The sequence below is a fragment of the Enterobacter sp. WI-ESBL-E8 genome (genome assembly GCF_053364895.1).
Genome location: NZ_JBRWXJ010000001.1, coordinates 2694769 through 2707215, shown reverse-complemented (window position 1 = coordinate 2707215; position 12447 = coordinate 2694769). Strand labels below are relative to the sequence as shown.

The following is a 12447-nucleotide window of genomic DNA, read 5'->3' as shown; positions in this document are numbered from 1 at the left end:
CTTCTGAGACGCTAATCGCTTACTTCACTTCAAGCACGTTCAGACGCAACTCTTCAAACTGATTGTCATCTTCTTCCGGCTGCCAGCCTGCAGGCTGCATGGGGATATCTTCCCGGTCAAACGCCAGATCGCCGCCATTCACCACGTCTGAATCGTGGTTGATGCCTTTGAAGTCAAACAGCTCAACGTCCGCGAGATGTGAAGGGACGACGTTCTGCATCGCGCTGAACATGGTTTCGATACGTCCCGGATAACGCTTATCCCAGTCGCGCAGCATGTCACCAATCACCTGACGCTGCAGGTTCGGCTGAGAGCCGCAGAGGTTACATGGAATGATCGGGAACCCTTTAGCCTGAGAGAAACGCTCAATATCTTTTTCGCGGCAGTAGGCAAGAGGGCGGATCACAATGTGTTTGCCGTCATCGCTCATCAGCTTAGGCGGCATGCCTTTCATCTTGCCGCCGTAGAACATATTAAGGAACAGCGTTTGCAGGATATCGTCGCGATGGTGGCCCAGCGCAATTTTGGTCGCGCCCAGCTCCGTCGCGGTACGATACAAAATGCCGCGGCGCAGACGGGAGCAAAGAGAGCAGGTGGTTTTCCCTTCCGGGATTTTCTCTTTCACAATACCGTAGGTATTTTCTTCGACAATTTTGTATTCAACGCCCAGGTTTTCGAGGTATTCCGGCAGAATGTGCTCCGGAAAGCCCGGCTGTTTCTGGTCAAGGTTGACTGCCACCAGGGAGAAATTCACCGGCGCGCTTTGCTGAAGATTACGCAGGATCTCCAGCATGGTGTAGCTGTCTTTACCCCCTGACAGGCAAACCATGATGCGGTCGCCTTCTTCAATCATGTTGAAGTCTGCAATGGCTTCGCCCACGTTACGGCGCAGTCGCTTTTGCAGTTTATTCAGGTTGTATTGCTCTTTTTTGTTAATTTCTTGATTCTGTTGCATTTAATGCTACCTTCGGAGCCAGTAGGGGCAAAATTTATTCAGCGTGTGAGCTTATCGTTAAGCGTCAGCACCTGTTCGCCATTCATTTCTTCAATCCACGCACCGTAGACTTCATAAACCATTTGCGCGCTTTCATGCCCCATCTGGCTGGCTATGAAAGACGGGTTAGCGCCGGCAGATAACGGCCAGCAGGCAAAAGTATGCCGCGTATGGTACGGATTCCGGCGGCGAATACCAGCACGTTTTACAGCTGCGTTAAATCTGGAACTGATACTCGATAAAGCGTAGTCGGCTTTCCTCCCACTTTTGTGCACAGGCAGGCAGGAAGACAAAGGGTTGCACGTATTGGTTTTGTAAATATATTCTTATGGGGTTATCTGCATGGTGAATCTCCCCATGCATTTTCTGTAACTTTTATCCCATTGGAAGGGGTTAACGTGTTCAAGCTTAATTTATCTCTCATGGCGGTTTTGCTCCTGTCAGGCTGTAGCTCCGATCTGGTTCTCAATCCACCTAAGCAACCAGAATACAAGTCGATGCCTGAAATAACGCAGTCTGTGACGCCATCACAACAGCGCGCAATCATGGCTGGCGAGCGGCCTGACTGGTCAGAAAGAATGCCGACTAATACAATAAAACGGTATTAATAAACACTTATCCTTCAGGGCTGCCGTTCGGCGGCCTTTTGTTTTCCTTCAATCTGGTGTGCAAGGAAATTTCTGACGCCTGACGTGGTATTTCTTTCTTTATCAACCATGCTTAAGACGATGACAATTCAAACACTTCAGCATTATTGAAGCGGCAACTTTACTCTAATCGAGAACTCTAAATGCGCCACGCATCTATCCCCTTAGCTGCAGCCACGACAATTTTTATGCTGGGCGTTTTTATCATCAATTTACAGGTTTGGTATTCGGCACGTGCTGACAGTCTTGCAGGGGCACACTTTGTTGTAAGAAACCTGAACGTCATGCTTAAAGAAGCCCAGCATGCTACCCAGTTAGCGATGCAGCTTGCTGATAATGAGTGTGATACTGAAGGACAATATCGGCTGGGTACCGAAGCGGCATTACAGCCACACCTGAGAACCATCGTTATTCTCAAAAGATATGCGGTCTGGTGCTCTTCGTTGCCGGGTAATCGCGTATTGTTGGTCAACAGCTCTGCGCTACCGGAATCATCATTGTTGCTTGTCCCTTCGGGAAGTACGGTAAACGGGCTGCCGGTTCTCTTATACCAGACAAACTATGCCGGAAGCCGAATCATAGTAAGTATTAGCGACAGCCATATCCGGGATGCTCTGGACGTACCATTAAATGGCGTTAAGTACTCACTCAGAGTAGGCGATCGTATTTTAAGCCTGTCAGGCGATGTGGTAACGGGAGTCGATTCAAGCAAAAAGGTATTAACGGTTAAAGCCCCTGATTATCCTTTCGCAATTCAATTTAACTCTCCACCCCTTTTTAGCCTGACGAGATTATTTAACCGTGCCGGAGGCCTGTTGTTATTCCTGCTTATCATTTCTTCGCTTCCTGCGTATATTCTTCAGAGATATCTTTCCAGGGATATTTCGCCGGAAGAGTCGCTGCGCACCGCCATTTACAGAAATGACATTATTCCCTATTACCAACCCGTAGTGAGCGGTAAAGAGGGATCGTTGCGCGGGGTAGAAGTTCTGGCCAGATGGAAGCATCCACAGTCAGGGTTTATCTCCCCCGCGTCGTTCATTCCTCTCGCTGAGAAATCCGGCTTAATCATTCCATTAACCCAGAACTTGATGCGTCAGGTTGCGGCGCATATGAATTCTATCTCTACGTTGCTGCCAGAAGGGTTCCACGTCGGCATTAACTTCAGCGCGTCCCATATCGATGCCTCCACCTTTGTTGAAGAGTGTCTCCGCTACAAGCGCAGTTTTATTCGACAGGATCTTAACCTTGTTATTGAGGTGACCGAGCGTGAACCCCTTCATATCGATGAACATCTCGTAAAGACGCTGAATGAGCTACATGAGATTGGCTTTGCCATTGCTCTGGATGATTTTGGAACGGGATATTCTGGTCTGTCCTACCTGCAGGCTTTGCACATTGATTACATCAAAATCGACCAAAGCTTTGTTGCCAGGGTTAATGCCAGTGAGGATTCAACCGTTATACTTGATTCGGTACTGGAACTGGCAAAAAAATTGTCAATCAGTATTGTGGCTGAAGGGGTTGAAACACAAGAGCAGCTTGATTATCTCACCCGCAACCACATCAAGTTTTTACAGGGTTTTTACTTCTACAAACCCACACCGTTTAAAGAACTGGTAAAAGTCCTTTTGTCGAAGCCAAAGATTAAAGTGAGGGTGGAGTAACGTTTATTCACTTTTCAACGTTTCAGCCTGATACATGCGTAAGATAGCGTATAATGCGTCTTCGAAAACCACTTAACAGCTTTGTGGCCTGAACGATGACTCTCAATCGCTTTTGTTATGTACTCCTGATTTTCGCCGCCGTCAGTAGCCTTCTGACCCAGAATCCGTTGATCGTCTGGTTTCTACTGGTCAACGTGCTGACGATGAGTATGTATGGCGTCGATAAAATGGCTGCGCGCAAAGGCCTGCGCAGGGTCCCGGAAGCCACGCTGCTGGTCTTCGGCGCGACGGGCGGCTGGCCTGGCGCCATTGTGGGCCAGCAACTCTTTCGCCATAAAACCCAAAAGCAGCCCTTCAAAACCTACTTTTTCATCAGCGTCGTCGTCAGCATCGCTGTGATGGCGGCAGTTTACGCTTTCTTGCCTGTTTCTCCTTTGTGAAGGCATCGCACATCGCTAATTAATCCGCCATCACTGCCAATAGTAGTAGGACTATTCTTAAGGGGTTGCTGTTTTTTGCACAATCTGAATAATACGTGCAACAACACGGACGACAACATCCCATGAAAATAGAATCTATTACACTGGCAGTGCTGGTGGTCTTTTCTGCGCCTTCCTGGTCCGCTTTTCAGGAGCGGGAATATAATACCTGGTATATAAAAAACGCCGTTCTTTATGATATGACGCAGACCTCCGAAGGGTTTCCTGTCATGGTAAGCGTCTCTCAGCCAGGAAAAAAATCCGCTAATTTGCTGGTGTCATATATTACGGAAGGCCGTTGTGGTGAGAATTACCTGCCGCTTAACGTGAACGGTAAAGTGCTGCCTGCCAAATATCACTGTGTACAGGTGGGGCAGAACAGAATTGAACATTTTTCGGTAATTGATGCGGACAGCGTGAATGACATGGTGACGCATTTGAAATCAGATTTTACTCTTCTTCTGCAAAACGATATCAAGATTTGGGCCGCAAATATTAAAACGCCAAAATACGGACTGTCGCCGCGATTCTAAATGTGGGATGTTTTTTTTGACAAGAATTTAAATGGCGTGATAATTATGTGGAAATTAATGGTTTCAGAGCATGACTAATCAAGTTGAGGAGTAAGTGGCCTCGTTTTTTTACGTATTTAAATAAACTGTATGCTAAACGGTACAATACAGCCTAAGTAAACCTTTCTGTAATTATGGATAAAGCTCACTACCAGACTTACGCTTGCTAGCGACTTTTCGTTGTTCAGCACAACTTTATTGGTAAGGAGCAGAAAATGTCACAACGTAATAGCCTTGATTTACTAAGCCGTAAAGAAGGAATGTGTTTGCTAGAGCAAAGCATGGGGTTTGTCTGGCAGGCAGCACTTCGGGCGGTCGCGGTAATAGGCGTTGCAGATCTTCTGGTAGAAGGAAAAAAATCCGTTAAGCAGTTGGCGAAGGAGCTCAATGTCGATAGCGACTATCTTCATCGAATCATGCGCTTATTATCCTCGCGTGGTGTGTTCAACGAATTATCCGAAACGGAATACGGTCTTAGCCACTCAGCGCAATTCCTGCGTTCCGATCATGAATTTTCCTTACGTGCGGCGGTGATCATGCTGACAGACCAAACGTTCTGGCAGCCAGCGGCTAAATTGGATGAGTTATTGCAGGGCAAACCTGTTTTTAATGAGTTGTTCGGCAAGCCTTTTTACGACTACTGGCAGCATGACGAGAGTGTAGCTGATAGCAACATTTTTCATGCCGGTATGGCCTCTATGTCATCCGTGGAGAATGAAGTCATTGCAGAAACTTATTCGTTCCCTCAAAACGCTGTCGTTGCCGATATCGCTGGTGGGCTGGGTAATTTATTGCTGGCAGTTTTACGTCGAAACCCGACCATAACAGGGATCCTGTTTGATCAAAAAGACGTACTGGCGCGGAATCGGCTGCACCTTTTGAATGATAACCGTCGATGGAAGACTGTAGAGGGCAGCTTTTTTGAATCTTGTCCCGCAGCGGACATTTATCTACTTAAATATATTTTGATGGACTGGCCTGATGAGAAAGCAATCCAGATACTTCAATGTTGCAGAAATGCAATGAAAGAAAACGCCCGTTTATTAATTTTTGAACCGCTTATCAAGAAAGACAATAATGAGCAGGGAAGATTTGAAATTGACCTTCTTCTTTTAACAAGCTTTGATGGCGGGCGTGCTAGAACAGAGCTTGAGTATCAGATCTTGTTTGAACAGACCAAACTTAAGCTAAACAAAATAATAGACACCCGTTCGTATCTGTCGATTTTAGAGGTCGTACCTGTCTAAATGTGTCCGTCATTTCGTTTTAGCGTTTTCCTGCTACGCTTGTTTGTTGTACCAGGAGCATGAATATGAAAAACAAAGACGAACAAACAGGATTAGTGGGGCTGGCGATTGGGGCGGCCGTTATTGGGCTGGTTTCAGCGCAGAAACCGATCCATCGCAACAGTATTGTCGATGAACTGGTCAGGCTCGGTAGGCAAAAAGGCGATGGTGTAGAAGATGAGGTTTTCGTTAAAGCCGCCGAGCTGGTCAGAAAAGGGGTATAGCCAATGGTTAAAAGTCGTAATGCGAAGCTCTCTTTTCCAGAAAAAGGGGCGAGTCAGGCCTGATTACCGCCTGGCCACTCTTCAAACAGCCTGGCTATAGTGGAGAGTGGTTAACTGAAACAGGAGAAATTATGCTCTGTGTTGAAAAAGACGACCCGCGTGAGGCACCTGAATCAGGGGACAAAAAGCCTCAACCCGTGAAAAAATAACGTTACGTATACGTTTATCCGCCACCGGCACTGCTGGTGGCTTTTATTTCACAGTAACAAGGTTAACTGCCATCCAGATGGTTTAACAGAGTGCCGAGATGCCCGACAATATCAGCAAAATCAAAAATTAACGCCATCCAGATTAGCGCTAAAAGAGTAAGTACGGCAACGGATACACGACCAAACAACACTGTTATCCTTAGTGATGAAAAGGCTATCACCGCAGTTTAAACAGCTTTTTCTCAACTGACCCTCAACCACACGACTCCGGTACCTCTTTTTTGTGACAAGCTTCAAAAAAGTAAGTGAGCCCGCATCATAATGCGGGCTCTGACCATCAGAACTGGTAAACCAGACCTAACGCTACGACATCATCTGTGCTGATGCCGTTATCTTTGTAGAAATTGTCATCTTCATCCAGCAGGTTGATTTTATAATCAACGTAGGTGGACATGTTTTTGTTGAAGTAGTAGGTAACGCCTACGTCAGCGTATTTAACCAGATCCTGATCGCCCTGACCGTTGCCCAGCTCTTTACCTTTTGACTGCAGGTAGGAAAGGGACGGACGCAGGCCAAAGTCGAACTGGTACTGCGCGGTCACTTCGAAGTTCTGGGTTTTGTTCGCTACGGCGTCGGTGTTATCGCCATACGGCGTCATATTGCGGGTTTCAGAATACATTGCCGCCAGATAGATGTTATTGGCGTCGTATTTCAGGCCCGCGGTCCATGCATCCGCTTTGTCACCGCCCGCGGTGGTGTTCATCACCTGCTCGTTGGTACGGTCAGAAGAGGTGTACGCGGCACCCGCAGTAATCCCCATGCCAAAGTCATAGGTGGTAGAAATACCGAAGCCGTCGCCGTTCTCGTGACGTGTGTCGCGACCGTTGTTGGTGCCTTCCTGGTTGTTGCTGGCGTCTTCATTTTTGCCCTGATACTGCAGCGCAAAGTTCAGGCCCTGAACCAGACCATAGAAGTCGGTGTTACGGTAAGTAGCTACGCCGTTGGCACGACCGGTCATGAAGTTGTCGGCTTTGGTGTAGGAGTCGCCACCGAACTCAGGCAGCATATCGGTCCAGCCTTCCACGTCGTACAGAACGCCGTAGTTACGACCGTAATCGAAGGAGCCGTAGTCACCTACTTTTACGCCGGCGAAGGCCAGACGCGTCCAGGACTGATTGTCAGACCCTTCCGTGTTATTAGCCTGAATGTTGTATTCCCACTGCGCGTAGCCTGTCATCGTGTTGTTGATCTGGGTTTCACCCTTGAAACCCAGACGCATGTAGGTCTGATCGCCGTCAGCACCTTTGTCATCGGAGAAGTAGTGCAGACCATCTACTTTTCCGTACAGATCTAATTTGTTACCGTCTTTATTATAAATTTCTGCCGCATGCGCAGCACCAGCCATTAACAGAGCCGGAATCATCAGAGCCAGTACTTTTCTTTGCATTATGATATTCCTTTGCAGTTGTTTTTATTTAATTACCTGTTGAACTTTCCGAATGAGAAAGTTGTCTCATGCTAAATCACTCCCGTGTAAGAGTAATAAAATATAATTGTTACGAACTAAGTAAAATCTAAACTGAATAAATCAGTAGAAATGGTCATTAGTTTGATGAATGATTTAAAATTAAGTATATTAAATTAAAATTATTAATCAGGGTTTAATTACGTTAATCTCAGCGGCGTTATATGCCTTTAAGATTATTTATCCATAATCGCTATGAATGTTATTTGGGAAACTAAAGAGATATTCATTGATTATCTGGATTAGCCCGGTGTGAAGACTCCGGGCTTTTTTTATGGCAAAAAAAATGCCCGGGCAAGCCGGGCAGGGAAGTTAGTCGCTGGTCGATTTTTCGGCTTTACCCGCCATCTGCGCCAGGAAATCATAGCGTTTTTGCAGATCGGCCGCCGCGTCTTTCCACAGCTGCTCAGCCACTTCCGGCTGCTGCGCGTTAAGGCGACGGAAGCGCTGCTCCTGCATTAACGTCTCGGCCAGGGCATCAGACGGCGGACGCGAATCCAGCGCCAGCGGTAATTTACCCTCATCCGCACGGCGCGGATCGAACCGGTACAGCGGCCAGAAGCCGGTCGCCGTCAGCTGACGCATCTGATCGTGGCTGAGCGCCAGGTCGTAGCCATGCTCTTCGCAAGGGCTGTAGGCAATGATCAGCGACGGTCCAGGATAGGCTTCCGCTTCCTGAATTGCTTTCACCGTCTGGTTAAGCTGTGCCCCCAGCGAGATTTGCGCGACATATACGTGACCGTACATCATCATGCTGACACCGAGATCCTTGCGCGCCTTGCGTTTACCGTGTTCACCGAATTTGGTCACGGCGCCTAACGGCGTGGCTTTCGACGCCTGACCGCCGGTGTTCGAATAACATTGCGTATCCAGAACCAGGATGTTGACGTTTTCGGTCAGGCTCAACACGTGATCCAGACCGCCGAAGCCGATGTCGTAGGCCCAACCGTCGCCGCCAATCAGCCAGATCGATTTTTCGACCAGGGCGTCCGCGTCGGTCAGCAGCTGTTCAGCACCCGCCACGCCCTGAAGCGCCTTACGCAGCTCAGCAACCTGCTCACGACGTACTTCTGGCGTTGCGTCCGCGTGAAGGGCGTCATTGAGCTCGGCTGGGATCTGACCGGCAAACTGTTCCAGCAGGCGCATCACGCGCGCCCGGTGCTGGTCGACGGTCAGGCGGAAGCCGAGACCAAACTCGGCGTTATCCTCGAACAGCGAGTTTGCCCACGCCGGACCGCGGCCGTTGGCGTCGGTGGTATAGGGGGTAGAAGGCAGATTGCCGCCATAAATCGAGGAGCAGCCGGTTGCGTTGGCAATCAACATCCGGTCACCGTACAGCTGGGTAAGCAGCTTGATATACGGCGTTTCACCGCACCCGGAGCAGGCACCGGAGTACTCAAACAGCGGCGTGATCAGCTGTGAAGTTCGAATATCAATACGTTCCAGTTTACTGCGATCGATTTCCGGCAGATTCAGGAAGAAGTCATAGTTGACCTTCTCCTCTTCCACGTGCTCCAGACGCGACATCATATTGATGGCTTTGATCTCTGGATTCTGCCGATCTTTCGCCGGACAGACTTCGACGCACAGGTTACAGCCGGTGCAGTCCTCAGGCGCGACCTGCAGAACGTATTTCTGTCCGCGCATGTCACGGGACTTCACATCCAGCGAATGCAGGCTGGCCGGCGCGGCTTCCATCTCTTCTGGTGAAACCACTTTGGCACGTATGGCAGAGTGCGGGCAGGCCGCCACGCAGTGGTTGCACTGAGTACACAGATCTTCTTTCCAGATGGGGATCGCTTCGGCGATGTTGCGTTTTTCCCAGCGGGTGGTGCCCATCGGCCATGTCCCATCCGGCGGTAGCGCAGAGACGGGCAGGGCGTCACCCAGACCGGCCAGCATCGCCGCCGTCACGGTCTTCACGAAGTCAGGCGCCTCGTCGGAGACCACCGGAGGACGGTTCGGGCTTGCGCCATTGACCGGCTGCAGCGGCACCTCGAACAGCGACTCGCGCGCCAGCGCCAGCGCCTGCCAGTTGCGCTCGACCAGCTCCTGCCCCTTGCTACTGTAGCTTTTGGCAATCGCACCCTGCAGCTCCACCAGCGCGCTGTCGCCCGGCAGGATGTTGGTCAGGTGGAAGAAGGCCATTTGCATAACGGTGTTGATACGCGCCGCCAGGCCGCATTCACGGGCAATTTTCGCGGCGTTAACCACATAGAAACGGGCTTTTTTCTGGTTCAGCACCGCCTGAACTTCCTGCGGCAGGCGCGTCCAGACTTCATCAGCGCTGTACGGCGTATTGAGGAGGAAAATACCGCCGGGTTTCAGGCGCTCAGCCATCTGGTATTTATCGATAAACTGCAGCTGATGGCAGCCAACAAAATCAGCCTGAGAAATAAGATAGGCAGAGCGGATAGGCTGTTCGCTGACGCGCAGATGGGAAACGGTCAGGCCGCCTGCTTTTTTGGAGTCATAGACGAAGTAACCCTGGGCGTACCAAGGCGTTGAGTTGCCGATGATTTTGATGTTGTTCTTGGTCGCGGAGACGCTACCGTCGCTGCCCAGACCATAGAACAGCGCCTCAAGTTTAGCCGTCGACGGCAGGGTGTTTTCCGGCAAGGCCAGGGAGAGGTTGGTTACATCATCATAAATGCCGACGGTAAAGCGCGGCTTGGGTTTCGCCTCGCTTAGCTCGTTAAATACCGCCAGCACGCACTCAGGGCCAAACTCCTTGGAGGACAAACCGTAGCGCCCCCCGATGGTGCGCGGCAGCGTTTCACGTTCACCGTTGTTAAAGGCTTCTGCCAGGGCGGTCATCACATCCAGATACAGCGGTTCCGCCTGCGCGCCCGGCTCTTTGGTACGGTCGAGCACCGCCACCGCGCGCGCGCTTTCAGGTAAAGCGGAAAGCAGATGTTTAGCCGAGAACGGACGATAGAGACGCACTTTAAGCACGCCGACCTTTTCTCCGCGCGTCAGCAACTCGTCAACCACCTCTTCGCAGGTGCCGATGGCTGAACCCATCAGCACAATCACCCGTTCCGCCTGCGGATGGCCGTAGTATTCAAACGGCTTATATTCCCGGCCGGTCGCGGCGGCAAAGTCGTTCATCGCCTGTTCTACATGGTGGTAAACCGCGTTGTACCAGGGGTTCGTGGCCTCGCGGGACTGGAAATAGGTATCCGGGTTTGCCGACGTTCCGCGAATAACCGGGTGTTCCGGGTTAAGGGCCCGGGCGCGATGGGCGTCGATCTCCGCCTGCGGCAGCAGGTTCAGGATAGTATCGTCAGCCAGCGGGACGATCTTGTTGATTTCGTGCGAGGTGCGGAAACCATCAAAGAAGTGAATAAACGGAACGCGGCTTTTGAGCGTGGCGATATGCGAAATTAAGGCAAAGTCCTGGGCTTCCTGAACGTTGCTGGCGCACAGCATTGCGCAGCCGGTCTGGCGCACGGCCATCACGTCAGAGTGATCGCCAAAAATCGAGAGCGCGTGGGTCGCTACGGTACGCGCGGCGACGTGCAGAACGAAGGGGGTCAACTGGCCCGCGAGTTTGTACAACGTAGGGATCATTAACAACAATCCCTGAGAAGAGGTAAACGACGTGGACAGCGCGCCTGTCTGAAGCGCACCGTGTACCGTGGCAATTGCACCGGCCTCGGACTGCATTTCAACCACTCGCGGGACATCGCCCCAGACGTTTTTTAACCCGTTACCCGCCCAGGCATCCGCCTGCTCAGCCATGGTGGAGCTCGGCGTAATCGGGTAGATGGCGATAACTTCACTGGTGCGAAACGCGACTGAGGCAACCGCACCATTACCGTCAATAGTTTGCATAGGACAACACCCTTACATTGCGCAAAAAATAGGGGTCTGTATTACGGCAACAAACCCTGAATATTATCTGTGTATTCTAGCAAACGGGTGATTTTTCGATTTTCGCTTTTGTGTCCTCGGTATTCTCGCCATCAATGAGTAGATCAAACTTTTGGCGAAAAAATTGCGAGAAATTGTTTCAGGAGCGCATAAATACGCACTTCCGCTCTCGACGACGCGGGATGTGATGCCTATTATGCATAGGTTTCGCATTATTCATGGGGGAGAGAGCATGCGCTCAGCATTTTTGGTAGGGTGTGCCGCATTATTGTTGTCGGCATGCAGCAATGAACCTGTCCAGCAGGCAACGGCAGCCCACGTGGCGCCGGGAATGAAGGCGGCGATGTCCAGTTCCGGTCAGGCTAACTGCGCGATGATTGGCGGTTCGCTGTCGGTTGCCCGCCAGCTTGATGGTTCTGCTATCGGGATGTGCGCCTTGCCAAACGGCAAACGCTGCAGTGAACAGTCGCTTGCCGTTGGAAGCTGCGGTAACTACTGATTAGTCTGCGCGCTTAAACATCAGCGTTTTATCAGCTGTCGCCAGCGTTAACTGGTCTTCTGTCAGGTCGACCTGCGCCCCGTTGCGCAGCATGTCGCCGATGGCCTGATCCAGCTCATTCAGCTGCGGTTCAGTACAGAGTTTGCGCGTCATGGCCAGCGTTTTCACCTTAAGCTCGCCTTCGGACAATTTCCCCTGTCCGTTAAAGCGGTTACACATCGCACCAGACACGCTGATGTTATTAACCAGGCTGATATCTGGCAGCGCGCTAAAGCTGATTTCAGGCTGCGCTGTCGCGGTCTTCACGGCCTTACCGTTCACATTTTCCAGCACAAAGCGGTGGTTTTTCAGTTGCTCCGGCTGTACGGAGGCTTTGCCCGGATTAACGCAGCCGGTAAGGACAAGACTAATAACGCTTATCGCAATGAGCTTTTTCATTTTTCATCTCAAACTATAAATACTGTGAATC

Annotated in this window: 11 protein-coding genes and 1 pseudogene; 7 read left to right on the top strand and 5 right to left on the bottom strand. The window is 50.5% G+C overall.

Going from position 1 to position 12447, the window contains the following annotated elements; genetic code table 11:
* Nucleotides 1-19: 19 nt before the first annotated feature.
* Together ttcA and ACWHWP_RS12925 are read right to left on the bottom strand one after the other, a co-directional pair.
* Entirely contained in the window at nt 20-955 is a 936-nt protein-coding gene (ttcA, locus tag ACWHWP_RS12930; RefSeq protein WP_447855761.1) for a tRNA 2-thiocytidine(32) synthetase TtcA, read from the bottom strand.
* A gap of 38 nt (nt 956-993) precedes the next feature.
* Nucleotides 994-1342, bottom strand: a pseudogene (locus ACWHWP_RS12925) (tyrosine-type recombinase/integrase); the annotation flags it as partial.
* Between the two features lie 442 nt (nt 1343-1784).
* Between ACWHWP_RS12925 and ACWHWP_RS12920 the strand changes: the two are divergent.
* From ACWHWP_RS12920 to ACWHWP_RS12895, 6 genes are all read left to right on the top strand, one after another.
* The gene (locus ACWHWP_RS12920; protein WP_059309917.1) at nt 1785-3308 is read left to right on the top strand and encodes a cyclic diguanylate phosphodiesterase; all 1524 of its coding nucleotides are present in this window, start codon (nt 1785-1787) and stop codon (nt 3306-3308) included.
* Nucleotides 3309-3403: 95 nt separating this feature from the next.
* Entirely contained in the window at nt 3404-3748 is a 345-nt protein-coding gene (locus ACWHWP_RS12915; RefSeq protein WP_063956565.1) for a DUF1294 domain-containing protein, read from the top strand.
* Nucleotides 3749-3870: 122 nt separating this feature from the next.
* On the top strand, nt 3871-4320 hold the full coding sequence (locus ACWHWP_RS12910; protein ID WP_059309919.1) for a hypothetical protein: 450 nt from the start codon (nt 3871-3873) through the stop codon (nt 4318-4320).
* A 254-nt stretch (nt 4321-4574) separates the two neighbouring features.
* Complete coding sequence (locus tag ACWHWP_RS12905) at nt 4575-5606, top strand: methyltransferase (RefSeq protein ID WP_059309920.1); 1032 nt, start codon at nt 4575-4577, stop codon at nt 5604-5606.
* Nucleotides 5607-5671: 65 nt separating this feature from the next.
* Entirely contained in the window at nt 5672-5869 is a 198-nt protein-coding gene (locus tag ACWHWP_RS12900) for a hypothetical protein (RefSeq protein ID WP_023312007.1), read from the top strand.
* A 131-nt stretch (nt 5870-6000) separates the two neighbouring features.
* Nucleotides 6001-6078, top strand: coding sequence for a hypothetical protein (locus ACWHWP_RS12895; protein ID WP_223239581.1), 78 nt, complete (start codon nt 6001-6003; stop codon nt 6076-6078).
* Between the two features lie 337 nt (nt 6079-6415).
* Here the strand turns inward: ACWHWP_RS12895 and ompC are convergent, their stop codons facing one another.
* Both ompC and nifJ read right to left on the bottom strand, forming a co-directional pair.
* Nucleotides 6416-7525 carry a porin OmpC gene (gene ompC, locus ACWHWP_RS12890; protein WP_059309921.1) on the bottom strand — a complete coding sequence of 370 codons (1110 nt, stop codon included), beginning with the start codon at nt 7523-7525 and terminating at the stop codon, nt 6416-6418.
* Between the two features lie 390 nt (nt 7526-7915).
* Nucleotides 7916-11440: a pyruvate:ferredoxin (flavodoxin) oxidoreductase gene (gene nifJ, locus ACWHWP_RS12885; protein ID WP_447855760.1), complete on the bottom strand. Its 3525-nt coding sequence runs from the start codon at nt 11438-11440 to the stop codon at nt 7916-7918.
* Nucleotides 11441-11711: 271 nt separating this feature from the next.
* On the opposite strand from nifJ, the gene ACWHWP_RS12880 reads away from it, so the two are divergent.
* Nucleotides 11712-11978, top strand: coding sequence for a putative hemolysin (locus ACWHWP_RS12880; protein WP_047349054.1), 267 nt, complete (start codon nt 11712-11714; stop codon nt 11976-11978).
* Here the strand turns inward: ACWHWP_RS12880 and hslJ are convergent, their stop codons facing one another.
* The gene (hslJ, locus tag ACWHWP_RS12875) at nt 11979-12416 is read right to left on the bottom strand and encodes a heat shock protein HslJ (protein ID WP_059309923.1); all 438 of its coding nucleotides are present in this window, start codon (nt 12414-12416) and stop codon (nt 11979-11981) included.
* Between the last annotated feature and the right edge of the window lie 31 nt (nt 12417-12447).